The 26,317-nt window shown below is 73.3% G+C and carries 23 protein-coding genes and 1 pseudogene; 13 read left to right on the top strand and 11 right to left on the bottom strand.

Going from position 1 to position 26,317, the window contains the following annotated elements; genetic code table 11:
- Positions 1 to 48: 48 nt before the first annotated feature.
- The 4 genes and pseudogenes from ABZ659_RS07240 to ABZ659_RS07225 all read right to left on the bottom strand — a co-directional run.
- Positions 49 to 591, bottom strand: a complete 543-nt coding sequence (locus tag ABZ659_RS07240) for a type 1 glutamine amidotransferase domain-containing protein (protein WP_360214383.1) — start codon at positions 589 to 591, stop codon at positions 49 to 51.
- Positions 592 to 641: 50 nt separating this feature from the next.
- Positions 642 to 1,085, bottom strand: coding sequence for a CBS domain-containing protein (locus ABZ659_RS07235; RefSeq protein WP_360214381.1), 444 nt, complete (start codon positions 1,083 to 1,085; stop codon positions 642 to 644).
- On the bottom strand, positions 1,082 to 1,477 hold the full coding sequence (locus ABZ659_RS07230; protein ID WP_360214379.1) for a DUF2795 domain-containing protein: 396 nt from the start codon (positions 1,475 to 1,477) through the stop codon (positions 1,082 to 1,084). The genes ABZ659_RS07235 and ABZ659_RS07230 overlap by 4 nt, the downstream gene beginning before the upstream one ends.
- A 267-nt stretch (positions 1,478 to 1,744) precedes the next feature.
- Positions 1,745 to 1,930, bottom strand: a pseudogene (locus ABZ659_RS07225) (hypothetical protein); the annotation flags it as partial.
- A 170-nt stretch (positions 1,931 to 2,100) separates the two neighbouring features.
- On the opposite strand from ABZ659_RS07225, the gene ABZ659_RS07220 reads away from it, so the two are divergent.
- From ABZ659_RS07220 to ABZ659_RS07205, 4 genes are all read left to right on the top strand, one after another.
- A complete protein-coding gene (locus tag ABZ659_RS07220; RefSeq protein WP_360214377.1) occupies positions 2,101 to 2,904 on the top strand; it encodes an RNA polymerase sigma factor SigF in 804 nt (267 codons plus the stop codon).
- Positions 2,905 to 3,073: 169 nt separating this feature from the next.
- Positions 3,074 to 3,718: a hypothetical protein gene (locus ABZ659_RS07215; protein WP_360214375.1), complete on the top strand. Its 645-nt coding sequence runs from the start codon at positions 3,074 to 3,076 to the stop codon at positions 3,716 to 3,718.
- A 128-nt stretch (positions 3,719 to 3,846) separates the two neighbouring features.
- On the top strand, positions 3,847 to 5,091 hold the full coding sequence (locus tag ABZ659_RS07210) for an aminotransferase class I/II-fold pyridoxal phosphate-dependent enzyme (protein ID WP_360214373.1): 1,245 nt from the start codon (positions 3,847 to 3,849) through the stop codon (positions 5,089 to 5,091).
- Entirely contained in the window at positions 5,088 to 6,197 is a 1,110-nt protein-coding gene (locus ABZ659_RS07205) for an MBL fold metallo-hydrolase (RefSeq protein WP_360214371.1), read from the top strand. The genes ABZ659_RS07210 and ABZ659_RS07205 overlap by 4 nt, the downstream gene beginning before the upstream one ends.
- On the opposite strand, the gene ABZ659_RS07200 is transcribed toward ABZ659_RS07205, so the two are convergent.
- A complete protein-coding gene (locus tag ABZ659_RS07200) occupies positions 6,187 to 6,810 on the bottom strand; it encodes a VTT domain-containing protein (RefSeq protein WP_360214369.1) in 624 nt (207 codons plus the stop codon). The genes ABZ659_RS07205 and ABZ659_RS07200 overlap by 11 nt on opposite strands.
- The gene (locus ABZ659_RS07195; RefSeq protein ID WP_360214367.1) at positions 6,807 to 7,580 is read right to left on the bottom strand and encodes an MBL fold metallo-hydrolase; all 774 of its coding nucleotides are present in this window, start codon (positions 7,578 to 7,580) and stop codon (positions 6,807 to 6,809) included. The genes ABZ659_RS07200 and ABZ659_RS07195 overlap by 4 nt, the downstream gene beginning before the upstream one ends.
- Before the next feature lie 83 nt (positions 7,581 to 7,663).
- Here ABZ659_RS07195 and ABZ659_RS07190 point away from each other — a divergent pair, with 83 nt between their 5' ends.
- The 5 genes from ABZ659_RS07190 to dnaK all read left to right on the top strand — a co-directional run bounded on the left by ABZ659_RS07190 (position 7,664) and on the right by dnaK (position 13,859).
- Complete coding sequence (locus ABZ659_RS07190; RefSeq protein ID WP_360214365.1) at positions 7,664 to 8,077, top strand: hypothetical protein; 414 nt, start codon at positions 7,664 to 7,666, stop codon at positions 8,075 to 8,077.
- Between the two features lie 305 nt (positions 8,078 to 8,382).
- Positions 8,383 to 10,482, top strand: a complete 2,100-nt coding sequence (locus ABZ659_RS07185) for a phage holin family protein (RefSeq protein WP_360214363.1) — start codon at positions 8,383 to 8,385, stop codon at positions 10,480 to 10,482.
- Between the two features lie 151 nt (positions 10,483 to 10,633).
- Positions 10,634 to 11,062 (top strand): OsmC family protein, encoded by a 429-nt coding sequence (locus ABZ659_RS07180; RefSeq protein WP_360214361.1) that lies wholly within the window; start codon positions 10,634 to 10,636, stop codon positions 11,060 to 11,062.
- A 78-nt stretch (positions 11,063 to 11,140) separates the two neighbouring features.
- Positions 11,141 to 11,890, top strand: coding sequence for a glycerophosphodiester phosphodiesterase family protein (locus ABZ659_RS07175; protein ID WP_360214359.1), 750 nt, complete (start codon positions 11,141 to 11,143; stop codon positions 11,888 to 11,890).
- 103 nt (positions 11,891 to 11,993) lie between these two features.
- Positions 11,994 to 13,859, top strand: coding sequence for a molecular chaperone DnaK (gene dnaK / locus ABZ659_RS07170; protein ID WP_360214357.1), 1,866 nt, complete (start codon positions 11,994 to 11,996; stop codon positions 13,857 to 13,859).
- Between the two features lie 99 nt (positions 13,860 to 13,958).
- On the opposite strand, the gene ABZ659_RS07165 is transcribed toward dnaK, so the two are convergent.
- Both ABZ659_RS07165 and ABZ659_RS07160 read right to left on the bottom strand, forming a co-directional pair.
- The gene (locus ABZ659_RS07165) at positions 13,959 to 14,447 is read right to left on the bottom strand and encodes a molecular chaperone TorD family protein (RefSeq protein WP_360214355.1); all 489 of its coding nucleotides are present in this window, start codon (positions 14,445 to 14,447) and stop codon (positions 13,959 to 13,961) included.
- 116 nt (positions 14,448 to 14,563) lie between these two features.
- On the bottom strand, positions 14,564 to 15,427 hold the full coding sequence (locus tag ABZ659_RS07160) for a helix-turn-helix transcriptional regulator (protein WP_360214353.1): 864 nt from the start codon (positions 15,425 to 15,427) through the stop codon (positions 14,564 to 14,566).
- A 273-nt stretch (positions 15,428 to 15,700) separates the two neighbouring features.
- Here ABZ659_RS07160 and ABZ659_RS07155 point away from each other — a divergent pair, with 273 nt between their 5' ends.
- Positions 15,701 to 16,126 (top strand): hypothetical protein, encoded by a 426-nt coding sequence (locus tag ABZ659_RS07155; RefSeq protein WP_360214351.1) that lies wholly within the window; start codon positions 15,701 to 15,703, stop codon positions 16,124 to 16,126.
- On the opposite strand, the gene ABZ659_RS07150 is transcribed toward ABZ659_RS07155, so the two are convergent.
- The gene (locus tag ABZ659_RS07150; RefSeq protein WP_360214349.1) at positions 16,108 to 16,941 is read right to left on the bottom strand and encodes a helix-turn-helix transcriptional regulator; all 834 of its coding nucleotides are present in this window, start codon (positions 16,939 to 16,941) and stop codon (positions 16,108 to 16,110) included. The two genes, ABZ659_RS07155 and ABZ659_RS07150, sit on opposite strands and share 19 nt — an antisense overlap.
- A gap of 120 nt (positions 16,942 to 17,061) precedes the next feature.
- Between ABZ659_RS07150 and ABZ659_RS07145 the strand changes: the two genes are divergently transcribed.
- The 3 genes from ABZ659_RS07145 (at position 17,062) to ABZ659_RS07135 (ending at position 20,118) form a co-directional block, all read left to right on the top strand.
- Positions 17,062 to 17,367 carry a 4a-hydroxytetrahydrobiopterin dehydratase gene (locus ABZ659_RS07145; protein ID WP_360214347.1) on the top strand — a complete coding sequence of 102 codons (306 nt, stop codon included), beginning with the start codon at positions 17,062 to 17,064 and terminating at the stop codon, positions 17,365 to 17,367.
- A 47-nt stretch (positions 17,368 to 17,414) separates the two neighbouring features.
- A complete protein-coding gene (locus ABZ659_RS07140; RefSeq protein ID WP_360214345.1) occupies positions 17,415 to 18,155 on the top strand; it encodes a class I SAM-dependent methyltransferase in 741 nt (246 codons plus the stop codon).
- An 88-nt stretch (positions 18,156 to 18,243) separates the two neighbouring features.
- A complete protein-coding gene (locus tag ABZ659_RS07135) occupies positions 18,244 to 20,118 on the top strand; it encodes a rhamnogalacturonan lyase (protein ID WP_360214343.1) in 1,875 nt (624 codons plus the stop codon).
- Between the two features lie 68 nt (positions 20,119 to 20,186).
- Here the strand turns inward: ABZ659_RS07135 and ABZ659_RS07130 are convergent, their stop codons facing one another.
- Entirely contained in the window at positions 20,187 to 22,847 is a 2,661-nt protein-coding gene (locus ABZ659_RS07130; protein ID WP_360214341.1) for a cellulose binding domain-containing protein, read from the bottom strand.
- 222 nt (positions 22,848 to 23,069) lie between these two features.
- The gene (locus tag ABZ659_RS07125) at positions 23,070 to 25,982 is read right to left on the bottom strand and encodes a glycoside hydrolase family 48 protein (RefSeq protein WP_360214339.1); all 2,913 of its coding nucleotides are present in this window, start codon (positions 25,980 to 25,982) and stop codon (positions 23,070 to 23,072) included.
- Positions 25,983 to 26,317 lie beyond the last annotated feature (335 nt).

Here is a 26,317-nt window from a genome sequence, read left to right as displayed (position 1 = left end):
AGGGATGCACCCCCGCACCGCGGGTGGCCCCTCAGGCAGCCGCCTTCCTCAGGCAGCCTCCTTCGCGAACACGTCGAGGAACGTCTCGCAGAACGCCTTCAGGTCGTCCGGCTTACGGCTCGTGACCAGCTGGTTGGGCCCGTTGCCGCACACCCTCACCTGCTCGTCGACCCAGGTGGCGCCCGCGTTGCGCAGATCGGTCCGCAGGCTCGGCCAGGACGTCAGCGTGCGGTCGCGGACGACGTCCGCCTCGATCAGCGTCCAGGGGGCGTGGCAGATCGCCGCCACCGGACGGCCCCGGGTGAAGAAGTCCCGTACGAAGGACACGGCCCCCTCGTCCAGCCGCAGGAAGTCCGGGTTGGCCACGCCGCCCGGCAGTACCAGGGCGCCGAAGGAGTCCGCGGAGACGTCGCCCACCACCTCGTCGACGGGGAACGTGTCCGCCTTGTCGAGGTGGTCGAACGCCTGGACCTCACCGGACTTCGTCGACACCAGCACCGGTTCGTGGCCCGCGTCGGAGGCCGCCTTCCAGGGTTCGGTCAGTTCGACCTGTTCCACGCCCTCGGGCGCGGTGAGAAACGCGATACGCACGGTGGTTCACCGTCCTTTGCTGTGGGGGTCGGTCAGCGTGGGGGAAACGGTCAGCGAAGCGGGTGCGGACCGGGCTCGTCCGGCGCGGCCCGGCTGATGTCGGCCAGCACGCTCTCCGGGTCCTGCGCCTCCGCGAGGTCGCCGAGGCTCACCATGCCCACGGGCAGGCCGTCCTCCACGACCGGCAGCCGCCGTACGGCCTTCTCGCGCATCAGCGCCACCGCCGTCGACACCGGGTCCTCGGGCGCGACCCGGTAGGGGTCCGGCGTGCACACCGAGCCGACGCTCACCGTCAGCGGATCGGCGCCCTCCGCGACCGCCCGCACCGTGATGTCACGGTCGGTGAGCATCCCGACGACGTCCTGGCCGTCGGCGACCACCACGTCCCCGATGTCCTGCGCGCGCATCAGCTGCGCCGCCTCCACCAGCGAGGCATCCGGGCGTACCGCGACCACGCCCGGCGTCATCACCTCGCGCACGTAGTCCGCCGTCACCGCGGCTCCTCCCGGGGGTTGTGCGGCGACCGCTCCGGACCCGTCAGGGCCTCGGCCAGCTCCTGCACGTTGCCGTAGCGGGCCTTGCGCGGCAGCCGCTCCAGCGGCTCGATCAGGGCGTCCGGGGCGTGGCCGCGGCGCAGGACGCCCATCAGCTCGACCGGGCCCGCCGGGAACGAGGTCCGGCCCAGGACCCGGGCCAGCTCCAGCCGGGTCTCCTCCATGGAACCCATCGACGGACCGCCCGCGAGCCGCGGGTCGTCGTCGGCGACGGGCTCCGGGTCGTGCCACTCCTCCGTGCGGGTGGGGTGCCCCGACCTGAGCAGACCCTGGAGTTCGTGCTTCATCTCGTCGTCCCGGTGGACGCTCAGCCGGTCACTGCCTCGCTGCATGTCTCCTCCATACCTTCGGGAGTGCGCACCGCGTACCCGTCGACGGGAGGCCGACACGGCCTGTTCCGCAAGGTTTGTCCGGTCACCGCCAGGAGACCCGGTCGGCGCCCCCCACACGGCCATCCGGGGAGGACGACACCATGGCGGCACTCGCCGTGCTCATCCCGCTCCTGCTGCTCGGCGTCGTGCTGGCGCTGGGCCGCTACGAGGAGCTGTTGCTGCCGGGCCGGGAGGCGGCGGCGGAGGAACGGAACGCCCTGAGGGCGCCTACGGTTCCTCCCGCCCCTTCTCCCGGCCCGGCAGGAACTCCTGCATCTTCGCCTTGAGGCCCTGCCTGACCACCGGGCCACGGTCCGCGTCGCCCTTCAGGACCGACGCGGCCGTGGCCTCCATCTGCTCCCAGGTCGCGTGCGGCGGCACCGGCGGCACGGCGGGGTCGGTGAGGAACTCGACCGTGTTTGCCCGGCACGGGCACGGGCAGGCGCCCCACAGTGCTTCGGACAGCAGGCACGTCCGTGGGAGCGGCTCGCCGCGGCCCCACGCGCGGCCCGGTCCGGACCGTGCGCGGGCGTCCGTGGTGACCGTCCCCCTTCCGAGCACGGTCCGAGGGAGCTGCACGCCCCATGCCCAGCACAGCGAACCCGCGCAAGAACCGGAACCATCCGCACGACGACGCCCCCGACACCGCGGAGTCCTTCCGCCGCCTCGCCGCCCTGCCCCCCGGCCCCGAACGCGACGCCCTGCGCGAGCGGATCGTCGAGGCCTGGCTGCCCATGGCCGAGCGCATCGCCGGACGGTTCCGCAGCCGCGGCGAGTCCCACGAGGACCTCCGCCAGGTCGCCGCCCTCGGCCTGGTCAAGGCCGTCGACCGCTACGACCCCGGGCTCGGCAACGCCTTCGAGAGCTACGCGGTGCCCACCGTCACCGGTGAGATCAAGCGGCACTTCCGCGACCACATGTGGACCCTGCACGTGCCCCGCCGGGTCCAGGAACTGCGCAACCGGGTGCGGGCCGCCTCCCACGAACTCGCCCAGACCGCCTCCGGGCAGCGGCCCAGCGTCGCCGACCTCGCCGCGCACGCCGACCTCAGCGAGGACGACGCGCGGACCGGCCTGGAGGCGCTGGAGAGCTTCAGCGCGCTGTCGCTGGACGCGGAACTGCCGGGCAGCGACGACGGGTACTCGCTGAACGAGGCCCTCGGCTCGCCCGACCCCGCGCTGGACACGGTGGTCGACCGCGAGGCGGTCCGGGGGCGGCTGGCGGCGCTGCCGGAGCGGGAGCGGGCGATCCTGTACATGCGGTTCTTCGGGGACATGACGCAGACCCGGATCGCGGAGCGGCTGGGGATCTCGCAGATGCACGTGTCGCGGCTGATCAGCCGGTGCTGCGACCGGGTGCGGGAGGAGGTCCTTCGCGAGGTCGCGTAGGGGTGGTCGCTCCTCCGTCGCCGGGTGCGGGTTCGTCGTGGCCGGTCGCGCGGTTCTCCGCGCCCCCGGAGGTCGGCCCTCACTCCGTTGGCTGTCCAGTGACTGCCGACCCGGCCGGGGCGGGTTGTGATGGCTCTGTCATCGCGCACCGCTCGAAGGAGCCCCACCCATGCGCCCAACCGCTCGTGTCCTGTCCGTCGTCGCCCTCGCCGGCACGGCGCTGACCTGTGCCATACCCGTCGTGTCCGCCGAGCCGACCGCGGAGGTGAGTCCCGCGGTGGTCCGGCCGGGCGGGACCGTCACCGTGTCGGTGTCCTGCGACCCGATCGGCGGTCCGGCACCCGCGACCATCGACGCCACCTCGCAGGCGTTCGAGGCGGGCACCGTGAAGCTGGAGCAGATCCCCACCACCCTCGACACCCGGACCGGACCCGCCTACGAGGGCACCGCGAAGATCGCCCCCGCCGCGAACTTCGAGGGCGGCCCGGACGCCGGGGAGGCCGACGACACGTGGAGCGTCGACGGGACCTGCCCGGCACCGCCCGGCGGGCAGGGCAAGCAGTGGAGCACGACCTTCACGGTCACCCACACGGGCGGCGGCGGCACCCACCACCCGACCCACCCCCCGACGCACCACCCGACCCACCAGCCCACGCACGCCCCGACGGGTCCCCAGCACGGCGTGCACGCCGGTGAGGGCGGCACGTTCACGGACTCGGCGACCGCCCTGGTCACCGGTGGTCTGCTGGTCGCGGGCGCGCTCGGCGCCGCGGTCTACCGGGCGCGGCGCAAGGACCCGACCACGGGCGCCTGACGGACGCCTGACGGAGGGCTGTCGTGGGTACTCACAGCGCGAGAGCACGTTCCGCCTCCCGCGGCCCAGGGGCCCCACGGAGGCCGGTGGCGCTCGGGTGACAGACCACGGCGAGTGCGGAGGTGCCCATGCGGACGGAACCGGAAGGCCACGGCCCCGTCCGCTACGGCCCACCGCCGCCCGGCGACGGACTGCCCGTACTGCCCGACCTCGCCGCCGCCGTCGCCGGAGCCGCCCACCGCTCCGCCAGCGAGCCGACCGGCGGCGGGCCCGCCCTGCTGGAAGCGGCCTGCGGCTACTGGGAACGCCGCGGACTGCCCACCGCCCCCGCCACCGCGGTCGCCGGACCCGGCGCCCCGTCCCTGCTGCTGGCGCTGACCGCCGCGCTCGGCGGCGACGTCCTGGTGCCGCGCCCCTGCGCCGCCTGGTGGGCGCCGTACGCGAGGCTGCTGGGCAGACCCGTCTTCCACGTGCCGACCCCCGCCGACTGCGGCGGCGTCCCCGACCCGTACGCCCTGCTGGAGACCGTGCGGCGGGTGCGCGCCGAGGGCGGCGACCCCCGGCTGCTGGTGCTCTCCGTCGCCGACGACCCCACCGGCACCGTCGCCCCGCCCGAACTGCTGCACGAGACCGTCGAGGCCGCCACCGGCGCCGGACTGCACCTGGTCAGCGACGAGACCTGGCGGGACACCCCGCACGACCCGCACGGCACGGTGCTGCTCAGCCCCGCCGAGATGCGCCCCGACCAGGTCACCGTCGTCACCGACCTCGCCGGCGCGCTGCTGCCGCCCGGCTGGCCCGCCGCCGTCGCCCGCTTCCCCGCCGGAGCCACCGGGGACGGCCTCCACGCGCGCGTACTCGACGTCCTCACCGCGCTGGACGCCCGCGTGGCCGCGCCGGTCGCCGCCGCCGCCGTCCTCGCCCTGTCCGAACCGCCGCAGGTCACCGGCCGGGTCAGCGCCGCCGCGGCGCTCCACGCGCGCGTGGCCGCCGCCGCGCACCGGACCGTCGTCGCCGCGGGCGCCCTCGCCCTGCCCCCGCAGGCGGGCCGCCACCTGTACGTCGACCTCGGCCCGCTGCGCCCGGCGCTCGCCGCGCACGGCGTGGGCGACGCCCAGGAACTGGAGGACTTCCTCACCGCCCGGCTCGCCATGCCCGCCCCCGGCGGCCACCGCTTCGGCGACGACCTCCCCGCCCTGCGCGTACGGCTCTCCACCAGCCCGCTGCTGGGCGCCACCGACACCGAGCGCGCCGAGTCCCTCGGCTCACCCGAGCCCCTGGAAACCCCCCAGGCGCAACGCGCGTTGACCCACGTGAAGGCGGTCTTCGACGACCTCAGCGACGACGCTCAGCGACGGGAGTCTCCTCGATGACGCAGCAGTCCGAGTCGGCCAGCACCACGAGTACCCAGGAAGCCGACGACCCGGCGCCGTCCCTCCCGGCGCCCGCCGCGGCCCCCGCCCCGCCGCTCGCCGAACCCCGCCCGCTGGGCGAGCACCGGGTCTGGCCGCGCACCTTCCACGACCGGCTGACCGCTCCGCTGCCCGGCCTGAGGGCGTTCGCCCGGTTCGCCCGCGAGGGCGCCGTCCGACCCGGCCCCGAGGGCCTCGCCGACATCCCCCGACTGCCCTTCGCGCCCGCCCCGCTGCCCCGCGTGGACGCGCGCACCGTCGCCGTCACCTGGGCCGGGCACGCCAGTTGGGTGCTGAGCGTCGGCGGGCTCACCGTCCTCACCGACCCCGTCTGGTCCCGGCGCATCCTCGGCACTCCCGCCCGGATCACCCCCGTCGGCGTCCCCTGGGAGCGGCTGCCGCGCGTCGACGCGGTCGTCATCAGCCACAACCACTACGACCACCTCGACGCCCCCACCCTGCGCCGCCTCCCGCGCGACACCCCCGTCCTCGTCCCCGCCGGGCTCGGCGCCTGGTTCCGGCGCCGCCGCTTCACCCACGTCACCGAACTCGACTGGTGGGAGGGGGCGGTGCTGCGGGGCGTCCGCTTCGACTTCGTGCCCGCCCACCACTGGTCCAAGCGCACCCTCACCGACACCTGCCGCAGCCTGTGGGGCGGCTGGGTCCTCACCGACCCCGACGGCCAGCGCGTCTACTTCGCGGGCGACACCGGCTACGGCCACTGGTTCACCCGCATCGGCCAGCGTTACCCCGGCATCGACCTCGCCCTGCTCCCCATCGGCGCCTACGACCCCCGCTGGTGGCTCAGCGACGTCCACTGCGCCCCCGAGGAGGCCGTACGGGCCACCCTCGACCTGGGCGCCCGCCGGATGGCGCCCATGCACTGGGCCACCTTCGTCCTGTCGGCGGAGCCGGTCCTGGAGCCGCTGGTGCGGGTGCGGAAGGCGTGGGAGGAGGCGGGTCTGGACCGGGCGGCCCTCTGGGACCTCCCCGTCGGGGGTTCACGCGTGCTGACCGGAACCGCGCGACCGGCCCCCGCCCCACCGTGGACGGCGGTCAACGAGTGACGGCCCCCCGCAGCCGCCGCCACGCCCCCGGCGCCACGCTGATCAGCACCGTCAGCGCGACCGCCGCCACGACGCCCTCCCACGGCTCCGGGAACAACGACCCGCCCAGGATCCCGATCAGCTGATACGTCACCGCCCACGCCAGGCACGCCGGGAAGTTCCCCCGCACGAACCGCCGCACCGGCCACCGGGCCAGCAGGCACGCCAGCATCACCGGGATCCGTCCGGCGGGCACCAGCCGCGACAGCACCAGCACCGCCACCCCGTGCTCCGCGAGCTTGCCCTGCGCCTGCCGCAGCCGGTCCTCGGGTGCCCGCGAGCGGATCGCCTCCAGCCACCGCGACCCGTTCTTCGACCCCATGCCGCGCCGCCCCAGCCAGTACAGCGTGACGTCCCCGAGGAACGCGGCCAGCGACGCCGTGGCGAAGACCAGCACCAGCGAGGCGGGGGCCGTGCGGTGGAAGGCGACCACCGCCGCCGAACTGACCAGCGCCCCCGTCGGCACCACCGGCACCAGCGCGCCGATCAGCACCAGCAGGAACAGCGACGGATACCCGATCACCTGCGCGGAGTCCGGCGTCGTCGTCGCCGGGGCCACGGCGAGCCAGCTCACCGGGAGACCTCCAGCCGGAGCCTCTCGCCGTGGCCGAGCCGGTGCACGCTCACGCCCGGCGCCCGCTCGGCCGCCAGCCGCGCGAACTCGTCGCCCGGCGCGTGGAACTCGTGCGGGCGTATCGCGTCCATCCCGATCGGCCAGTACGTGCCGTAGTGCACCGGCACCGCGGCCCGCGGCGCCAGCCGGGCCAGCGCCTCGGCCGCCCGCCCCGGGTCCAGGTGCCCGTCGCCGAGGTACGGTCCCCAGCCGCCCACCGGCAGCAGCGCCACGTCGACCCGGCCGACCTCCTCGGCCATCGAGTCGTACAGCCCGGTGTCCCCGGCGAAGTAGGTGCGCGCCTCGCCCTGCACGACGAAGCCCAGCGCGGGGGCGCGGTGCGGTCCGACCGGCAGCCGCCGACCGTCGTGCAGCGCGGGCACCGCCCGTATCGTCAGCGCCCCGACCTCGGTCTCGTCGCCCGGCGCCATCTCGGTGAGGCGCAGATGGCCCAGCCGGCGCAGTCCCGGTACCGCCCGGGGCGCGCCCCGGGGCACGAGCAGCCGGGTGCCCGGCGCGAGCCGGGCCAGGGACGGCACGTGCAGGTGGTCGGCGTGCAGGTGGGAGACGAGCGCGACGTCCGCCAGGCGGGCGGTGGGCGGCGGCAGCACCCCGCGACGGCGGCGCAGATGGGCCAGCCGCCGGGCGAACAGGGGGTCGGTCAGCAGGCGCACGTCCGAATCGCGCAGCGCGCAGGTGGCGTGCCCCCACCAGGTGATCTCCACCGGCACCTCTTTGCCTCCTTCGCGCGACTCCCCGAAGCCTACGGGCAGGAGTAGGGTCGGCGGCGAAACCCGGAGGTGAGGGGGACGCCATGGGACATGCTGCCGGTCGGGTCCGGGTCACGGCCATCGCCAGCCTGACCCCGCTCCAGGAACTGGACGCCGATCCCTTCCTGGTGGACTCCCGCAGCCAGCACGCGATGTGCGCCCGCTGGGCCGACGAGCACGGCTACACCGTCGTCCGCGAGCTGCTGGTGCGCGGCCTGCGGCCCGACCACGGCGTCCTGTGGGACGGGGTGCGCCCCGGCACGGACGTCTTCGTGGCCCCCAGCCACCGGGTCCTGGAGAGCGCCCTGTCGGACGTGGCGGCGTTCACCGCCGAATGCGCCCGCCGCGGCGTCCGCGTCGAGACCGTGGGCTCCGCCGAACCCTCCTACGACGCCCAGATGAAGGCGTGCGTCCACCGCCGCCTGTCCATGCCGACGGCCGGGTACGACGGCCGCTGAGCCCTGGCCGGGGGCGGGGCGCGGGGCGTCGCGTGGCCGCCGGGCCGCGACGGCCCGTGGCACGCACAGGGCGTCGGCTTCCGCCGCGACGGGCGGTGTACGTCGGTCAGCCGCGCGGGACGGCCATCGTGCCCGGCGTGACGGGCCGGTGGGGCTTCGGCCGCCCGGCCGCGACCGGCGGCTGTACGCCGACCAGCCGCCCGGGGGCGCCCACCAGCACCCCGTACCGCCGTACGGCCGGTCTCGGCCAGGTGTGTGACAGGCTGGGGGAGGGCCCGCGTCGAGGTCGGGCCGGGACGTGAGGTGTGCGGGGCGTGCTGGGCGGGCGTTGGCGGCGGGTGGCCAGTCAGGTCGGGCGGAGCGTCACGGTGTGGGCCGTCTCCACCGCCACCATGCTCGTCCTCGCCGGGATCCTGCCCGACTTCCGGCTGCGCTCCGCCGACGGCGACAGCGCCACCGACATCGCCGTGACCGCCGCGTTCGGCGCCGGTGCCTTCGGTCTGCTGTCGGCGCTGGTGTGGCCGCTGCTGGTGCGGCTGCTGCTCCTCGTCCCCGCCTTCGTGCTCGGCCTGCTGGTCTTCTTCCTCAACGGGGCGCTGCTGCTGCTCGCCCTGCGTCTCAACCCCAACCCCGGCGAGCGCGGCGCCGCCGCCCCCGAGACCGCCGTGGTCGTCGCCGCGGTGATGTCCGCCGTCGCCTCCGCCACCGGCGCCGCCCTCGCCGTCCGCGACGACGACGCCTACCGGCGCCGCCTGTACCGCCTCGCCGACCGCCGCCGCCGCGCCCTGCCCCCCGGACCCGCCACCCCCGGCACCGTCTTCCTCCAGTTCGACGGCGTCGGCCACGACGTCCTGCTGGCCGCGGTCCGCAAGGGCCTGATGCCGACCACCGCCCGCTGGCTCGGCAGACCCGGGGGGCCGGAGACCCCCGCCTCGCACCGGCTCACCCGCTGGCGCACCGACTGGTCCAGCCAGACCGGCGCCAGCCAGCTCGGCATCCTGCACGGCAGCACCTTCGACGTGCCCGCGTTCCGCTGGTACGAGAAGGAGACCCGCGAGGTGATGGTCTGCAACCGGCCCACCAGCGCCGCCGAACTCCAGCGCCGCGCCGTACGCCGCACCGGTGACGGCGGACTGCTCAGCGCCGACGGCGCCTCCCGCGGCAACCTCTTCAGCGGCGGCGCCGACGAACAGGCCCTGGTGCTGTCCATCGCCACCCGCCGCCGCAGCCGCGCCAACCGCTCCCGCGCGGGCTACTTCGCCTACTTCTCCGACCCCGCCAACGCGGTCCGCACCGCCCTGTCCTTCGTCGCCGAGGTCGCCCGCGAGATCGTCCAGTCCACCCGGGCCCGGCTGCGCGGGCAGCGCCCCCGCGTCTCCCGCGGCGGCCTCTACCCGTTCGTACGGGCCTTCGCCACCGTCGTCGAGCGGGACGTCGTCGTCGCCGCGGTGATGGGCGACATGCTCGCCGGACGTACCTCCGTCTACGCCGACCTGGTCGCCTACGACGAGGTCGCGCACCACTCCGGACCGATGAGCCGGGACACCGAGAAGGTCCTCCAACGCCTGGACCGGGCGCTCGCGCTGATCGAGAAGGTCGCCGAACACGCCCCCCGCCCGTACCGGATCGTCGTCCTGTCCGACCACGGCCAGAGCCCCGGCGAGACCTTCCGCGCCTGCTACGGACTCACCCTCGGCGACCTGGTGCGCGCCGGGTGCGGGCTGCCCGTGCCGCGCCGGGCCCGGCGCACCCACAGCGGCGCCGAGGCGCGCGCCGCCGTCCGGGCCGCGCTGCGCATCCCGGTGGAGGAGGGCGAGGAGCGGTACCGGCCCGACCGCCGCTCCGAGCCGATCGTGCTCGCCTCCGGCAACCTCGGCCTGGTCTCCTTCCCGGACGTGCCGCACCGGATGACCAAGGAGGAGATCGACGCCCGCCACCCGGCGCTGCTGACCACTCTCGCCAACCACCCTGGCATCGGCTTCCTGCTGGTGCGCAGCGCGGCCCACGGCGGGGTCGTCCTGGGCGCGTACGGCGCCGAGATCCCGCTGGCCGACCTCGACGACCACCCCGGGCCGCTCACGCCGTTCGGGCCCGGCGCCGCCGACGCCGTACGGCGCACCCACTCCTTCCCGCACACCGCCGACATCATGGTGAACTCCTTCCTCGACCCGGCCGACGGCGAGGTCCTCGCCTTCGAGGAGCAGATCGGCTCGCACGGCGGCCTCGGCGGTGCCCAGGGCGCCCCGTTCCTGCTCTCCCCGCTGGCCCTCTCCTCCCCCGTCGCGGACGGCGCCGAGCTGACCGGTGCCGAGCAGGTGCACGATGTGCTGCGCCGCTGGCTGGCGGAGGCGTGCGGCCCCGAGGTGCCCGTCGGGGAGGCCGGGCCGGACCGGCGCGCCGCCTGAGGAACACCGCCCCGGACGGCGGGACATGCCGGAGCCGGGGCCGCTCCGCCGGTGTGGTGCGTGGGACGCGCCGTAATGTGATCGGATGGTCCCCGAGCCCCGGGACCGGGGCCGCCCCACGTCGCCTCACCGACACGCGAAAGGACCAACCGTGGCCACCACGCGCTCCGCACACACCGTCTGGGAAGGCAACCTCCTCGAGGGCAACGGAGTCGTCACCTTCGACTCCTCCGGCGCCATCGACGCGCAGCCCGTCACCTGGGCGTCGCGCGCCCAGGACGCCAACGGCAAGACCAGCCCCGAGGAGCTGATCGCCGCCGCCCACTCCAGCTGCTTCTCCATGGCGTTCTCCAACATCCTCGCCAAGGGCGGCACCCCGCCCACCAAGCTGGTCACCTCCGCCGACGTCACCTTCCAGCCGGGCGAGGGCATCACCGGCGTCCACCTCACCGTGGAGGGCACGGTGCCGGGCATGGAGAGCGAGGCGTTCCTCGCCGCCGCCGAGGACGCCAAGGTCAACTGCCCGGTCAGCCAGGCCCTGAAGGCCGTACCGATCACGCTGTCCGCCAAGCTGGTCTGAGCCCCGCGCCCCCGCCCGGACCGTGCCGGGCGGGGCCCGGCCGCGCCCGAACCGCCCGCCACCCCCGGGAGGTGACCCGTGACCCCGTCCCGCCCCGCCGTCTCCGCGCACCGCGGCGGCTGCGAACACCATCCCGCCGCCACCTGGCAGGCCTACGAGGACGCGGTCGCCTCCGGCGCCGAGTACGTCGAGTTCGACGTCCGGCGCACCGGCGACGGCGTCCTCGTCGTCCACCACGAACCCCGGGTACGGCACACCGGGCCGCGGTTGTCCGAGATCAGCCACGCCGAGCTGAACGCGCGCGCCGGATACCCCGTCCCCGTCGTCGACGACGTCATGTCCCTGATCGCGGGCAAACTGGTCGGCCACCTGGACCTGAAGGAGACCGGCTACGAGCACGCGGTGGTCGACCGGGCGGTGGCCCTGCTCGGCGCCGACGGCTTCGTCGCCACCACCCTGGAGGACCGTTCCGTCGCCGCGATCACCCGGGCCTTCCCCGGCGTGCGCACCGCCCTGTCGCTGGGCCGGGACCGCAGGGACATCGCCCCCTCCCGGCTGACCGCGACCCGGCTGAGCGAGCTGTTCCCGCTGCGCCGGGTGCGCGCCTGCGGCGCCCACGGGGTCGCCGTACACCAGCGCCTGGCCCGCGCCAACGTGCTGCGCGAGGCCGCCCGGCACCACCTGTTCACCCTGGTGTGGACCGTCAACGACGACACCGCCCTGCGCGCCTTCCTCGCCGACCCCCGCGTGGACGTCCTGGTCACCGACCGCCCCCGGCGCGCCGTCGCCCTGCGGGGAACGCGCCCCCGGCGGGGTACTCCGCTGTAGGGCGGTGGCCCACGGGTAGCCCGTACGCCCCATTGACAAGAGGCCACTCAAGTTTTGTGCTGGAGGGAGTGGCGGACACTCCCTGACGCGGAAGGGGACTGCGATGGGACGCGCGGTCGGTATCGATCTGGGGACCACCAACTCGGTGGTCGCCGTCCTGGAGGGCGGCGAGCCCACGGTCGTCGCCAACGCGGAGGGCGCGAGGACCACACCCTCGGTGGTGGCCTTCGCCAAGAGCGGCGAGGTGCTGGTCGGTGAGGTCGCCAAGCGGCAGGCGGTGACCAACGTCGAGCGCACCGCGCGCTCCGTGAAACGGCACATGGGCGACGCCCACTGGCGCTTCCCGGACCAGGGCTCCGTGGACGGCACCCGCTTCCGGGCGCAGGAGCTGTCGGCGCGGGTGCTCCAGAAGCTCAAGCGGGACGCCGAGTCCTACCTCGGCGAGGACGTCACCGACGCGGTGATCACCGTCCCCGCCTACTTCGACGACACCCAGCGGCAGGCCACCAAGGAGGCCGGGGAGATCGCGGGCCTGAAGGTGCTGCGGATCATCAACGAGCCGACCGCCGCCGCCCTCGCCTACGGCCTGGACCGCGGCGAGGAGCAGACCGTCCTCGTCTTCGACCTCGGCGGCGGCACCTTCGACGTCTCCCTGCTGGAGATCGGTGACGGCGTCATCGAGGTCAAGGCCACCAACGGCGACACCCACCTCGGCGGCGACGACTGGGACATGCGGATCGTCGAGTACCTGGTCAAGAAGTTCAAGGGGCAGTACGGCGTCGACCTCGGCAACGACAAGATGGCCGTGCAGCGGCTGCGGGAGGGCGCCGAGAAGGCCAAGATCGAGCTGTCCTCCTCCTCCGAGACGTCGGTCAACCTGCCCTACATCACCGCCTCCGCCGAAGGCCCCCTCCACCTGGAGGAGAAGCTCACCCGCGCCCAGTTCCAGGAACTCACCGCCGACCTCCTCGACCGCTGCAAGAACCCCTTCCACCAGGCCGTCAAGGACGCCGGGATCAAGCTCGCCGCGATCGACCACGTCATCCTCGTCGGCGGCTCCACCCGGATGCCCGCGGTCACCGAACTCGTCCGCGAGCTGACCGGCAAGGACCCGCACAAGGGCGTCAACCCCGACGAGGTCGTGGCCGTGGGCGCGGCCCTGCAGGCCGGTGTCATCCGCGGCGACGTGAAGGACGTCCTCCTCCTCGACGTCACCCCGCTCTCCCTCGGCATCGAGACCAAGGGCGGCATCATGACCAAGCTGATCGAGCGCAACACCACGATCCCGACCCGGCGTTCGGAGATCTTCACCACCGCCGCCGACAACCAGCCCTCCGTCGGCATCCAGGTCTACCAGGGTGAACGCGAGATCGCCGCGTACAACAAGAAGCTCGGCACCTTCGACCTCACCGGGCTGCCGCCCGCGCCGCGCGGCATCCCGCAGGTCGAGGTCGCCTTCGACATCGACGCCAACGGGATCATGCACGTCTCCGCGAAGGACCTCGCCACCGGCCGCGAGCAGAAGATGACCGTCACCGGCGGCTCCGCCCTGCCCAAGGACGACATCGACCGGATGATGCGGGAGGCCGAGCAGTACGCCGACGAGGACCGCAGGCGCCGGGAGGCCGCCGAGACCCGCAACCAGGCCGAGCAACTCGTCTACCAGACGGAGCGGTTCATCGCCGACAACGGCGACCGGATCCCCGCGGACACCCGCACCGAGGTGGAGTCCGCCGTCACCGACCTCAAGACCCTGCTGGAACGCCCCGCCGGGGAGACGGACACGGCCGCGCTGCGTGCGGGCGTGGAGAAACTCGCCACCGTCAGCCAGAAGATGGGACAGGCGATGTACGCCCAGTCGGAGCAGCCGGGCTCCGCCCAGGAGCAGGGGGCCCCGCAGGACGAGGAGGGCGTGGTGGACGCGGAGATCGTCGACGAGGAGAAGGACCAGAAGGGCGGTGCGGCCTGAGACACGGGCGGGGCAGCCGGCCTGGGGACGCGGGACTGCATCGCTATGGGGCTCCGCCGCATGGGCGCGACCAGCCACGACGCACCCGCGGTCGGGAACTCACCGGGGCTGCGGCACCGGGTCCGTCAGGTCCCCCGGATGCGCCGGAGGCAACGTCGCGCACACCGCGTCCAGCACGCACGCGTACGGCGTCCCGAGCCCGGTGAGACGCGCCCGGAGTTCCTCCAGCGCGTCCCGGTGCCCGGTCAGGGGATCGGTGTTGCCGGTGCGGGCCGCGAACTCCAGTACCGCGGGCAGGAAGTCGGGCCGTTCGTCGCCGGTGAACTCCAGACCGTGCGCGCGGTACAGGTCGCCCAGCCGCGCCGGAGCGGCTCCGCCCCGCCCCCGCCCGAGGTACAGGCCCTCCGCGCCGAACACGCGCGCGTAGTCCTCCGCCAGCTCACCCGGCGGGGTGACGGCGGCGTGGTCGGCGAACTCCCGCAACTGCGGCGCGGCCTCCCGCAGCAGCGGCAGCCGGGTCAGCACGTCGTCGTCCGGATAGGTCAGACAGAGCGCCGCCGCCTGGTACAGCACCTCGAATCCCGGCATCAGGCTCGCCTCCCGCACGCTCGGCCGCCCCGTCCCTCAAGAACCTAGGTGCCGTCCGGCGCGGCCACCCCCCGACCGCGCCCGTACGGGTCAACCAGCCACCGGAACCGCCCGGGCTAGCAGGCCGACCGGTACGTCCGCAGGATCTCCTTGGTGCGGGCCGCCGACGCCGCGTGCGCCGACATGTGGTCCAGGACCTCCAGGTGTCCGGAGACCTCGGCGCGCGAGTCGAGGTACAGGGCGCCGGTCAGGTACTCGGTGAAGACCATGTCGGGCAGCTCCGGCTCGGCGAACCGGAACAGCGAGAAGGGCGCGTACGTGCCCGGGTGCGGGCCGTGGTCGAACTCGGCTACCTGGAGCGTCACCAGATCGCTCTCGGTGGCCTCAAGCAGCCGGTCCAGCTGGTCGCGCATCACCTCGGGCTTGGTGCTCACCGGCCGCCGCAGCACCGTCTCGTCCATGACGACCCACAGGTGCGGCGGGTTCGGCCGCTTCCACAGCTCCTGCCGGGTCAGCCGCAGCCGCACGTGCCGCTCGATGGTCTCCGGACCGGACTGCCCGACCGTGCCCGCCTCCAGCACGGCACGCGCGTACCCCTCCGTCTGGAGCAGCCCCGGCACGAAGTGCGGCTCGTAGCTGCGGATGATCCGCGCCGCGCCCTCCAGGCTCACGTACACGCTGAACCACTCCGGCAGCACGTCGTGGAACCGCTGCCACCAGCCCGGCTGGTTCGCCTCCTCCGCCAGCGTGATGAACGTGGCCACCTCCTCCGCGGACACCCCGTAGGTCGTCAGCAGCACCTGTACGTAGGGGATCTTCAGCGCGACCTCGGCCGTCTCCATGCGCCGCACGGTCGCCGGGGCCACCCGGAGCACCTTCGCGGCCTCCTCGCGGCTCAGCCGGGCCGTCTCCCGCAGCTCCTGGAGCCGCTTGCCGAGCACCACCTGACCGACTGTGGGCGCGGGTCGTCGTTCACTCACGCCACGCCTCCCCTACGCGCCGAAAGCATGACGCCAGTGTGTCATGTTCCCGCGGCGGACTCACGTGGCGGGAGGTGAGGCAATCACCACGGCCGGTGAGCGGAACAGCGCAATCCAGGAGTCGCTGACCGCGCGTCACCCATTACCTGACAGGTAATGGACCCCGGCCGCGGGCCGCGGGATCGTGAGATCACCGGGTTCCGGGCTGGCGCACTCCAGCCCGGGAGCCGGACCCCCGCGCACCACTACGACCCCGACGGAGGGTGATCCGCCATGTCCGCAACCCACCTCGCCGCTCTTGCCCGCACCCCCGAGCCGCAGCTGATGCTGCGCCGCTTCCTCACGCTGGACGCCGTGGTGACCGGGACGAACGGCGTCGCCTACCTCGTCGCCTCCGGCCCCCTCGGCCGTCTCTTCGACGTCAGCTCGGGCCTGCTGCTCGTCCTCGGCGTCTTCCTCGTCCTGTACGCCGCGGCCGTCGGCCTGCTCGCCGGGCGCCCCAGCCCGGCCGCCCTCGGCGTGCGGGCGGTCGTCGAGGCCAACCTGGCCTGGGCGGCGGTCAGTTTCGTCGCCCTCGGGCTGTGGCTGTCGCCGAGCACCGCGGGCGCCGTGTGGGTGGTCCTCCAGGCGCTCACCGTGGCCGGGTTCGCCGTCCTCCAGTGGGGCGCCCTCCGGGCCCGTCAGGGCAGCAGCGCCTGAAGGTACCGGGCTGTCGCCGGGTCGGCCGGGAGCAGTGTCTCGATGGCCAGCTCGGCGACGGTCACGTCCATCGGCGTGTTGAACGTGGAGATCGACGACACGAACGACAGCGTCCGGCCGCCGTGCTCGATCAGCAGCGGCAGCGCGACGTACGACACCGCCTCGGCCGTCTCCGACGTCGGCACCGGCTCCTCGCGTACCGGGTACGCCGCGACCTCGTCGTACAGCGCCCGCAGCGCCGCCGACCGGCGCAGCGCGATCTGCCGCTCCATCTGCGCCAGCAGGTGCCCGCGCCACTGCCGCAGGTTGCGGATGCGCGGCGCGAGGCCCTCCGGGTGCAGGGTGAGCCGCATCGCGTTCAGCGGCGGCCCGAGCAGCGCCTGCGGCACCTCGCCGAGGAGCGCCGTGATGCCCCGGTTGGCGGCCAGCACGTCGTACGTCGCGTCGACCACCAGCGCCGGGTACGGCTCGTAGCCCTGTATCAACCGCTCCACCCCGGCCCGCACCGCGGCCAGCGCCGGGTCGTCCAGCGGGGTCTCCGGGAACCGGGGGGCGTAACCGGCGGCGAGCAGCAGGGCGTTGCGCTCGCGGACCGGTACGTCGAGGTGCTCGGCGAGCCTGAGCACCATCTCCTCGCTCGGCCGGGAACGGCCCGTCTCGATGAAGCTGATGTGCCGGGCGGAGGAGTCGGCGCGCAGTGCCAGCTCCAGCTGGCTGATCCGCCGCTGCTCCCGCCAGGCCCGCAGCAGCGTGCCGACGCCCTGGTCGGCGGGGGCTGCGGCGGGGGCGGAGCGCGCGGGTGTCGCAGTGGTCATGCTGTCGACGGTAGCCGTAACCGGGCACCCGGAACGAGCCACCCGGACGGCCCGGTTCACCCGCTCCCCGCTGTGGCACGCTGAACAGGTACCCGTGCCCGCACCGCAGAGGGAGCCCCCATGCCCGTCGAACCGCTGTCGCCCGAGGAGATCGACGCCCGTCTCGCGGAGCTGCCCGGCTGGTCCCTCGAAGGGGACCGGCTCACCCGCGTCTACCGGCTCGGCTCGCACATGGCGGCGGCGGCCATGGCCGTGCACGTCGCCCAGGTCCAGGACGAACTGGACCACCACTCCGACCTCACCCTCGGCTACCACAGCGTCGCCCTGTCGGTGAACACGCACAGCGTGGGCGGCGCCGTGACCGGCCTGGACGTCGAACTCGCCCGCCGGGTGACCGCGCTGGCCCCCGCGCACGGCGCGAGCTGAGCGGAATCCACCGCGGGGACGTAGGAGAGGTCGGAAGGGGGGCAGCGATGCTCGACTACGACAAGGAAGCCGAGGGCTACGACGCCTGGCGCGGCGGTGAGCCCAGGGCGGCGGCCGCCGCCGACGCCGTACTGAGCCTGGTGCCGCGGCACACCCGCGACCTGCTCGACCTCGCCTGCGGCACCGGCATCGTCACCCGGCGGCTGGCAGCCGCCCGCCCGGACCTGCGGGTGACCGGAGTGGACCGGTCGGTGCAGATGGCCCGGCAGGCGCAGGCGCGGCTGCCGGGCACCGTCGTCCTCGCCGACGCCCGCCGACTGCCGTTCCGGGACGGCGAGTTCGACGCCGTCACCAGCGTCTGGCTGCTGCACCTCGCGCCGACCGACGACGACGCGCGGGCCGTCGTCGCCGAGTGCGCGCGGGTGCTGCGGCCCGGCGGCGTGTACGTCACCACCGTCGACAAGGCCGCCTCGCACAACGTGGGCAGCGACATCGACGCCGTGATGGCCGCCCGGCCCCGCCGCCCCGCCACGGACGCCCCGCGCCTGGTGGAGTCGTACGCCGCCGCCTGCGGGATGCGGGACGCCGGGCAGGCCCGGTTCCAGGGGCGCGGACAGGGGCGCAGCCCCCGCCGTACCATCGCCGACCTGCGGCGCGGCTGGTTCGGCACCGTGCCGCCGGGCACCGCGATCGCCGAGGAGTTCACCGCCCGGCTGGCCGCCCTGCCCGACCAGGACCGCGACCGCCCGGACCCGGTGTTCACGCTGCGCGCCTTCCGCAAGGGCTGAGACCACGCCAGCTCCGGGGGGCAACCTCCGCCCGCCCGGCGGCGACTGGAAGGCGGAACCCATCCGCCCACCCGGGAGGTACGTCCCCGTGCAGCACCCGCACAGGCACCGCAGACGCCGCGCCCCCCTCCTCGCGGCGGCCCTCGCCGCGACCGCCCTGACCGGCGCCGGACTGACCGCGCTCGGCACCAGCCCCGCCGAGGCGGCCACCGCCCGCCAGGTCGAGAAGCTCGACCGGGGCGTGGTCAGCGTCCACACCGGCTCCGGCAACCTGGTCAGCTGGCGCTGGCTGGCCACCGACCCGGACGACGTGTCCTTCAACGTCTACCGCGCCGGTACGAAGGTCAACTCCGCGCCGATCACCGGCTCCACCAACTACGTCCACTCCGGCGCCCCGGCGCACGCCGACTACACCGTCCGCGCCGTGGTCAACGGCGTCGAGCAGGGCGACTCGGTGCACGCGGTGCAGTTCCGCGCCGGGTACAAGGACGTCCCGATCACCCCACCGGCCGGGGGCACGACCCCGGACGGCGTCGCCTACACCTACGAGGCCAACGACGCCTCCGTGGCCGACCTCGACGGCGACGGCGCCCTCGACTTCGTGCTGAAGTGGCAGCCCACCAACGCCAAGGACAACTCCCAGTCCGGCTACACCGGCAACACCGTCGTCGACGGCGTCAGGCTCGACGGCACCCGGCTGTGGCGCGTCGACCTGGGCCGCAACATCCGCTCCGGCGCGCACTACACCCAGTTCCAGGCGTACGACTACGACGGCGACGGCAGGGCCGAGGTCGCCATGAAGACCGCGGACGGCACGGTCGACGGCACGGGCGCGGTGATCGGCAGTCCCTCCGCCGACCACCGCAACTCCAGCGGCTACGTCCTGTCCGGCCCCGAGTACCTGACCATGTTCGACGGCCGGACCGGCCGGGCGATGGGGACGGTGGACTACGTCCCGGCGCGCGGCTCGGTCTCGTCGTGGGGCGACTCCTACGGCAACCGCGTCGACCGCTTCCTCGCGGGCACCGCCTACCTGGACGGCGCCCGGCCCTCCCTGATCATGGCACGCGGCTACTACACCCGGACGGTCATCGCCGCCTGGGACTGGCGGGGCGGGAGCTTCACCCGCCGCTGGACCTTCGACACCAACTCCTCCACCAACAGCGGCAGGGGCTACGACGGCCAGGGCTCGCACAGCCTGTCCGTCGGCGACGTCGACAACGACGGCCGCGACGAGATCGTCTACGGCGCGATGGCCGTCGACGACAACGGCCACGGCCTGTGGACCGTGCGGACCGGGCACGGCGACGCCCAGCACCTGGGCGACCTCGACCCGTCGACGCCGGGCCTGGAGTACTTCAAGGTCTCCGAGTCCTCCTCCCAGCCCGCCGAGCTGTACCTCGACCCGACCAACGGCGCCGTCCGCTGGAAGCTGGGCGCCTGCTGCGACAACGGCCGCGGCGTCGCCGGGGACGTCTACGCGGGCAACGACGGCGCCGAGGTGTGGTCGGCCTCCGACACCTCCATCCGCGACGAGGCCGGTGCCACCAAGGGCCGTGAGCCGTCCTCGGTGAACTTCCTGTCCTGGTGGGACGGCGACACCGTCCGCGAACTCCTCGACGGCACGAGGATCGACAAGTACGGCACCTCCGGCGAGACCCGGCTGCTGACCGGCTCCGGCGTCTCCTCCAACAACGGCACCAAGGCCACCCCCGCGCTCTCCGGTGACATCATCGGCGACTGGCGCGAGGAGGTCGTCTGGCGCACCAGCGACAACCGCAACCTGCGCGTCTACTCCACCCCGTACGAGACGAACACGCGGATCACCACCCTGCTCCACGACACCATGTACCGCACGGGCCTGGCCTGGCAGAACACCGCCTACAACCAGCCCCCGCACCCCGGCTTCTTCATCGGCCACAAGATGCCGACGGCACCGCGTCCGACGGTCTACACGCCGTAGTCCGTACGGTGCGCGAGGGGGGCGCGTGCCAGGCACGCGCCCCCCTCTTCATCTCGCGCTCACGCCGGTCAGCCGACGGAGCAGCTCTGGTCGCCCAGCTTGAACGCCGCCGGTTGCGGGTTCGACTGGTCCCAGTCGCCCGTGAAGCCGAAGCTCACCGAGGAGCCCGCCGCCACGTTGGCGTTCCAGGCGACGTTCCTCGCCGTCACCGCCGCACCCGACTGGGTGTGCTCGGCGTTCCACATCTGCGTCACCGTCTGGCCCTGCGGGAACGTCCAGGTCAGCGACCAGCCGGACCAGGGCGCCGTCCCGGTGTTGGTCAGTCTCACGTCCGCCTGGAAGCCGCCCGACCACTGGTTGGTGACCTGGTACGTCACCGCGCAGGCGCCGGTGGGCTCCGGGTCCGGGTCGGGATCCGGGTCCGTGCCGCCGGTGTCGGAGCTGTCGCCGTAGATGATGCCGCGCCCGTTCGTGGACACGTACACCCGCCCGTAGACGCGCGGGTCACCGGTGATGGCCGCGCCGGTCCAGCCCCACTGGTGGGCGTCGTCGTTGATGCGGGTCCAGCTGGCGCCCTGGTCGGTGGAGCGGAAGATGCCGCGGACGCCGCCGATCTCGGCGCTGGTGTAGAGCGTCTGGTACGAGGCGCCCGGGGCCGCCTTGCCGAAGCCGATGGTGTCGGCCTCGGCGACGTTCGACAGCTGGGTGAAGCTGGCGCCGCCGTTGGTGGAGTGCCACAGTCCGTAGGTGCCGCCCTCCTCGCCGCCCGCCAGCCAGACGTCGCCCTTGGCGCCGGGCAGCGCCTTGAAGCGGACGCTGTCCCCGCCGGGCAGGCCGGTCGCGGCGGAGGCGGTGAAGGTCGCGCCGCCGTCCGTGGAGACGTAGAACGTCCCGGACTTGAAGCCGTAGAAGGTGCGCGGGTCGACCCGGTCGGACTCGACGACCGCGCCCGCCGGGATGCCGCTGGACGCCGACCACGAGGTGCCGAAGCCGGTGGTGTGGTGGACGCCCGCGCCCTCCGGGCTCCACACGAACCGGCTCCCGTCAGCCGCCGCCGCGACCGTGCCGCCGCCGCTGACGCCGGAGGGGTCGGTGCCCGCGAACCAGTTGGCACCGTTGTCGGTGGAGAAGGCGACGTGCGGGCCGGAGTCGAGGTTGCCGGTCCGGACCACCGTGTCCGGGTGGGACTCGGCGAAGTCCAGGCTGGTGGTGGAGGTGAAGTTGGGCTGGGTGTACATCATCGGCGGGACCTCGGTGAGGTCCGTGTGCCGGAAGCCGCCGACGTCCCCGAGGGCGCTGAGCAGCGGGGCGCCGGACGGGGGAGAGGCCAGGTCGAGCACGGCCGTCTCCTCCAGCCCGCGCACCATCGGCCTGATGGTGAACTGGCTGCCGTCGTCCCAGTTGGTGAGGTTCTCGGTGCCGTAGATCGTGGCGCCGGTGCCGTACATCATGCGGTCGGAGTCGAACGGGTCGATCTCCATCGCCTCGGTCATCCAGCCCAGTTTCGGGGTCTCCTCGGGCGGCGCGGGGTTGGCGCCCCAGGTCAGCCAGGGGGAGGACGAGACGTCCATGGTGTAGCGGTTGGACCGGTTGGGGTACGACGTGTAGTCCCACGCCTTGGACCACGTCGCGCCGCTGTCGGTGGAGCGGAAGATCTGGGTGTCCGGCCACCAGGAGCTGTAGGCCGTCGCCATCAGGGTGCCGGGGTGTTGCCGGTCGACGGTCAGCCCGCTGAAGCCGTAGTAGGTGTCGGCCTCCGCGACCGGGCTGATGTCGGTCCAGGCGCCGGTGGCGGTGGTGTACCGCCACAGCTGGCCCTTGCCGCCGTCGTAGGGGCCGCCCTTGTCGCTGTACGCGAGGTACAGGTGGCCGTCGTCGGCGTCCAGGACGCCCTTGTGCGGGAGGTAGCCGGTCGGCTGGCCCGCGACCCGCGACCAGGTCGCGCCCGCGTCCGTCGAGCGGTACACCGCGTTGTCCTTGTCGGCCACGCCGACGTAGATCGTCCGGGTGGCGTTCCCGGCGGTGCCCGTCGACTCGTCGAAGGTCACCCAGACGACGCCCTGGTTGTCGGAGGCGTAGCCGCTGGTGTCGCCGGGGTCCTGGGCGTAGTTGCCGGGGTTCGGGAAGCTGGTGACCTGCGACCAGGTCGCGCCCGAGTCCGTGGACCGCCACAGGCCCTTGCCGCTGGGCGCGCCGAGGTACAGCACGCTGTTGCGGTTCGGGTCGATCGCGAGCCGTTCGCCCATGCCCCGGCCGGGCATGTTGCCGCCCAGCTTGAACGGCAGCGCGGCCTTCTGCCAGCTCGCGCCCCGGTCCGCGGAGCGCAGCACCGCCCCGTTCCCGGGGTCCCAGTCGTTGGTGTACGTGCCGACGGCCGCGTAGACCCGGTCCGGGTCGACGGAGTCGGTGGCGATGCTGGCCACGCCGGTGTGGCCCCAGTCGTCCCAGCCGACCGAGTCGAGCAGCGGCGTCCAGCTCTTCGTCGACTGCTGCCAGCGGTAGGCGCCGCCGATGTCGGTCCGGGCGTAGGCGAGGTTCCGTTCCTCGCGGTTGAAGACGATGCCGGGGACGAAGCCGCCCCCGTCGACGCGGGCGTTGTGCCAGGTGTAGGTGTCGGCGGCGAGCCGCGCCGTCGGCTGCGGCGCCTCCGCCGCCAGGACGGGCGGGGTGCCCGCGAGCAGACCGGCGGCGAGCGCCAGTACGGCCGTGAGGATGCGGGTTCTTCGCACGGTGGGGAGTTCCTTCCTGTCCGGTCGTTCCGTTGCGGTCGTTCCGTCAGGGAGCGCGCGAGGGCCGGACGGTCCCCAGTGCGGGAGGGGACCGCCCGGCCTTTGGAGGGTCCCGCCGTCAGGTGGCGGGACCTTGGCCCTGTCGTCGAACTCCCGCCCGCCCGGCGGGCGGACGACGTGAGTGCGACGACGGGACCTGGTACGCGGAGCCTTCAGCGGGGACTATTCGAGCAGCTCCGCGTACGAGCCCATGGCCAGGGCGATGTCCGCCTGGGCCCAGAACCGGTGGTACGTGAAGGTGGGCGCGGCACCGCCCGCCAGGTAGCTCTCGATCTTCGACCAGGACGGGTCGTCCTCGTAGAAGGTGCGGATCGACGCGAACGTCGACGAGGAGTTGATCGCGTCGCCGTTCGGCATGGTGCCGGTCCAGCCGCTCGGCACGTACACCGCGTCGTCGAAGCGGTTGTAGTCGGTGCGGGTCTCCGGGACGGCGATGCCGAGCGCGTCCTGGTTGTGCTCCCACATGCCGTCCAGCAGCGCCTTCGCCACCCGGGCCGCCTCGGTGTCACCGGAGCGGTCCGCGTAGTACGTCAGGGTCTTGGCGTACGCGGCGGCCACACCGACGTCGTTGGTGTAGTCGGCGACGGTGACGTGGAGGCTGTTGTTGGCGCCGGGGCTGGAGGCGTTCCAGGTGTCGGGCGCGCCCGACCACTGGAGCGTCGACGGGATGAGGAAGGTGCCGTCCGGGTTGACGGTGGTCTCCGACAGCGCCCAGTCGACCCACTTGTCCAGGACCGTCTTGGCCATGGCGTTGCCGGTCTGCTGGTACAGCTCCGCGACCCGCTCCATGGACCAGGCCTGGAAGCCGAACCACTGGTTGGACGGCGGGTCGTGGTACACCGGCTTCTCGTCGTAGTACATGCCGTAGAAGGTCGGCGTACCGGACGGGGGAGTGGCGTACCGGCCCGCCCAGCTGTTGGTCGCGCCGCCCGCGATGGCGCCCTCCGCCGACTGGAGCCAGCGGTAGAACTCCACCTGGCGGGTGGTGGACTTGGCCCAGTCCGCCTGACCGGTCGCCGACTTCGGCTTCAGGTCCGGGTAGTTGGCGAGCGCGTAGGCGGCCATGGGGTTCTGGTAGCCGCCGTGCGCGTGGCTGGAGCCGATCCGCCAGGCCCAGCCCGCCGAGGAGTCGGTCGCGCCGCCCCAGGCGTAGTACCAGGACAGCAGGTAGTGCGAGGAGTCCTTGCCGGTGCCCGCCGGGCAGCTGGGACTCGTGCAGTTGCCGATCTTCTTGAAGTACTTGTCGTACATGGCGTAGCGCAGGTAGTCGCCCATCTTGGCGGCCTTGGCGACGGTACCGGCCACCGCGCTGCCGTTGCCCTGCTCCTCGGCCCAGAGGTCCGCCCAGTACGCGGCCTGCACGGCGCGCGCGTCGGCGTCCGGGGCGTTGGTGAACTTCCACTGCTTGGCGTAGGACGCGTCCTTGGTGAACAGGTCCAGGTAGCCGTTGGTGCCGCCGTACTTGAAGGCGTCACAGGTGGGCTGCGGCACCGTCTCCCACACCGACTCCTGCGGACCGCGCTGGAAGGTGTTGATGTACGACGGTCCGGTGTCCGACGGCCCCGCCTCGCACTTGCCGGGCGAGTTGCCGTAGCCGTAGACGTTGTCGACGTCCTGGAGCCAGTGCATCCCGTAGACGTCGTCCGTGCCGTACGCCGACTTCAGCTCACTGGCGATCGGGTCCGGTCCCACCGAGACACCGGTGTCCAGCTGCGACGGGTACTGGCTGGGCAGGTCCCACTCCGGCGCGTAGGTCGCGGGCTTCGAGGCGTTGTAGAAGGAGTTCGTCGCCTGGTCCGCGTGCGTCGGGATCATGTACTTCTCCATGGTTTCCCAGGCGCCGTTGAACTTGGTCCAGTCGCCGGTCACCTTGCCGTACATGGCCTGGAGCCAGATCAGATAGCTGTACGCCTCCGACGTGGTCTCGTGGCCGTGGTCCGGCGCCTCGACGATCAGCGTCTCCACCGAGTGGTACGGGATGCCCTCCGGGGAGAAGTAGCCGTTCGCCGGGTCGGTGATCTTCCCGTACAGCTCCAGGAACCGGGCGTCGTACTCCTTCGCCCCGGCGATCTGGGTCACCGTCACCGTCGCCTTGGAGTGACCGGCCGCCGTCGACTCGAAGGTCGCCGCGCCGGTGCCGGAGGAGTCCGCGGTGATGGTCACCTCCTGCGCGGTACTCCAGTTGGACGGGGTGAACGTGAGCGTGGCGCCCCCGGTCACGGACAGACCGGTGTTGCCGTCGGTGCGCGCCGTCGTCACCGTCACGTTGGCGGACGGCTGCGTCGACAGCTTCACCTCGTACGTGCCCGACTCGCCCTGCCGCACCGGCAGCTGGGAGGGGCTGGCCACCACGGCCGGTCCGGAGGCGACGGTGACGCCGACCGGGGTCGACTCGCCGGTCGCGCCCAGGCTGTCGTACGCCTTCGCCAGCAGCGAGTGGCTGCCCACGGCCAGGTTCGAGGCCGAGAGCGAGTACGGCGCGCTGGTGTCGGTGCCGAGCAGCGTGGTGTCGTCGTAGAACTCGACCTTGGAGATGGTCGCGCCGTCGGCCGCCGCGGCGGTGGCCGCCAGCGGGACGGCGTCGCCCTGCGAGTAGACCGCGCCCGGCGCCGGGCTGGTCAGCACCGTGATCGGCGGCTGGTGCGCGCCGACGCAGTTGACGCCGTTGACCGCGAACGCGGTCGGGGCGGCGTTGCTGCCGCTGTAGGTGAACTGGCCGCCGGTCGACACCGCCGCCCCGGCCGCGATCCGGCCGTTGTACGAGGCGTTGCGGACGGTGATCGTCTGGCCGGACTGGGACCAGGTCCCGTTCCAGCCGTTGGTCAGCCGCTGGTTGCCGGAGTAGGCGTACGTCAGGGTCCAGCCGTCGATGGCGTCGGAACCCCGGTTGGTGATCGTCAGGTCCGCGGTGAAACCGGAACCCCAGTCGTTGGTCTTGTAGTCGACACTGCACTGGACCGCCGCCGCCTGAGCGGGTGTCGGGTTGGCGGCCAGCAGCGACAACGGCACCGCGAAGGCGGCGACGAGGGCCGTCCATAGCCGCCGTGTGGCGCGGCGTCTGCTTCTGGGGAGCATGGTGCTGGTTCCTCCTTGCGGCTCGACGAAGTCAAGGCTTGAACCAGTGGGAGCGCTCCCATAGTGGAGATGGGTGCCTGACGGGTCAAGATGTTTGAAGAGTCGAAAAACTTCGACGAGATTCGACTCCAAAAAGTCAAGCAACCCCCCTGTTCTTTACCGTGACTTGGCGCTACCTTCGCCGTCACCAGTGGGAGCGGTTCCACACGTCGACACGTCCGTCAGGCCGTGCCCGTAGTGCCAGGAGTCGTTCCATGCGACACCCCCCGCGTTCAGGTCTTTTACTCGCGCGACGGCACCGGGCCGCACGCTTCGGCGTGCCCTCGACGGATCAC

It is taken from the genome of Streptomyces sp. NPDC006997 (genome assembly GCF_040635175.1).
Lineage (GTDB): Bacteria > Actinomycetota > Actinomycetes > Streptomycetales > Streptomycetaceae > Streptomyces.
The sequence above is the reverse complement of the archived record's forward strand: the minus strand, read 5'-3'. Positions and strand labels throughout refer to the sequence as shown.

What these genes read in the sequence shown, in the direction of transcription:
- ABZ659_RS07230 (WP_360214379.1), bottom strand. Translation starts at nt 1,477, where the DNA reads ATGCAGCGAGGCAGTGACCGGCTGAGCGTCCACCGGGACGACGAGATG.
- ABZ659_RS07220 (WP_360214377.1), top strand. Translation starts at nt 2,101, where the DNA reads ATGCCCAGCACAGCGAACCCGCGCAAGAACCGGAACCATCCGCACGAC.
- ABZ659_RS07215 (WP_360214375.1), top strand. Translation starts at nt 3,074, where the DNA reads ATGCGCCCAACCGCTCGTGTCCTGTCCGTCGTCGCCCTCGCCGGCACG.
- ABZ659_RS07210 (WP_360214373.1), top strand. Translation starts at nt 3,847, where the DNA reads ATGCGGACGGAACCGGAAGGCCACGGCCCCGTCCGCTACGGCCCACCG.
- ABZ659_RS07205 (WP_360214371.1), top strand. Translation starts at nt 5,088, where the DNA reads ATGACGCAGCAGTCCGAGTCGGCCAGCACCACGAGTACCCAGGAAGCC.
- ABZ659_RS07190 (WP_360214365.1), top strand. Translation starts at nt 7,664, where the DNA reads ATGGGACATGCTGCCGGTCGGGTCCGGGTCACGGCCATCGCCAGCCTG.
- dnaK (WP_360214357.1), top strand. Translation starts at nt 11,994, where the DNA reads ATGGGACGCGCGGTCGGTATCGATCTGGGGACCACCAACTCGGTGGTC.
- ABZ659_RS07165 (WP_360214355.1), bottom strand. Translation starts at nt 14,447, where the DNA reads ATGCCGGGATTCGAGGTGCTGTACCAGGCGGCGGCGCTCTGTCTGACC.
- ABZ659_RS07155 (WP_360214351.1), top strand. Translation starts at nt 15,701, where the DNA reads ATGTCCGCAACCCACCTCGCCGCTCTTGCCCGCACCCCCGAGCCGCAG.
- ABZ659_RS07150 (WP_360214349.1), bottom strand. Translation starts at nt 16,941, where the DNA reads ATGACCACTGCGACACCCGCGCGCTCCGCCCCCGCCGCAGCCCCCGCC.
- ABZ659_RS07145 (WP_360214347.1), top strand. Translation starts at nt 17,062, where the DNA reads ATGCCCGTCGAACCGCTGTCGCCCGAGGAGATCGACGCCCGTCTCGCG.
- ABZ659_RS07140 (WP_360214345.1), top strand. Translation starts at nt 17,415, where the DNA reads ATGCTCGACTACGACAAGGAAGCCGAGGGCTACGACGCCTGGCGCGGC.
- ABZ659_RS07125 (WP_360214339.1), bottom strand. Translation starts at nt 25,982, where the DNA reads ATGCTCCCCAGAAGCAGACGCCGCGCCACACGGCGGCTATGGACGGCC.